Source organism: Nitrospira lenta (genome assembly GCF_900403705.1).
Lineage (GTDB): Bacteria > Nitrospirota > Nitrospiria > Nitrospirales > Nitrospiraceae > Nitrospira_D > Nitrospira_D lenta.
Genome location: NZ_OUNR01000013.1, coordinates 1 through 1,065 on the forward strand (window position 1 = coordinate 1; position 1,065 = coordinate 1,065).

Below are 1,065 nucleotides of genomic sequence, written 5' to 3' on the forward strand. Positions count from 1 at the left end.
GTGTGCATTCAAGATCCTAGCGCAACAGTTGGTGAAAGACATGAGCCGGACTGTGCCAGTTCAGAATTTTCCGTGGGCGATCGTTGAGCATCGCTTGTACCCGTTTGATCTCGCGCCGCGACACGCGCTGGAACTCGGTGCCAGCGGGAAAGAACTGCCGCAGCAAGCCGTTCGTGTTCTCGTTCGTCCCCCGCTCCCAGGGACATTGGGGATGGGCAAAGTAGACCTGCATCTTGGTTTGTTTGGTGAACAGTCGATGTTCTCGCATCTCCTGCCCTTGGTCGTACGTCAGGGAGCGGCGAAGTTGGGCGGGCAGCGTCCGCACTTCCCGGGCGAAGGCCCGCCGCACCGCAGTCGCATCCTTGGCCGTCAGCGGCACCAGCAACGTAAATCGCGTGGTGCGCTCCACCAGCGTGCCGAGTGCCGACGCGTTCGCATGGCCAACCAGCAAGTCGCCCTCCCAATGACCCGGCACAGTACGATCAGCCACCTCGGGTGGGCGCTCGTCAATGCTCACAATGTCCAGAACAGGCCGCGACGAGAGACGAATCTTGCGGGAACGGCGAGAGCGGTGCCGGCGGCGCAGATAGCGCGCAAGTTCGCGCTTGAACGCCCCACGCGGCAGCACCTACAGATATGTGTAGATGGCTTCGTGCGAGATGCGCATAGTCGGATCATCAGGATACCGCTGGAGCAAGCCGTGGGCAATCTGTTCAGGCGACCAGCGCTGAGCCAGCAGCATCAACACGGCGCGGCGAAGTCGGCCCTGGACCGCGAGCTTGCGGGGCTTCCGTGGACGATGAGCCCACCGGTGGGCGCGTTGATGGGCGGGGACGGCCCGATAGGTGACGGGGCTGGCTCGGTGCCGAGCGAGTTCCCGCGACACCGTACTCGGCGCGCGCCGCAGCGCCTGAGCCGTGGCCCGCAGGCTATATCCGGCCGCCAACATCCGACTGAGTTCTTCACGCTCCATAAGAGTCAGGCGTCGGTAGAGAGCCATGTGCAACTCCTTCGTTCCTGGATGCTCCAGGATACTGGTGTTGCACTAGAACCTTGAACCCACAC

Annotated in this window: 1 pseudogene; it reads right to left on the reverse strand. The window is 62.9% G+C overall.

Going from position 1 to position 1,065, the window contains the following annotated elements:
- Positions 1-16 precede the first annotated feature (16 nt).
- Positions 17-1,000 (reverse strand): annotated as a pseudogene (locus NITLEN_RS09700) (IS30 family transposase).
- Positions 1,001-1,065 lie beyond the last annotated feature (65 nt).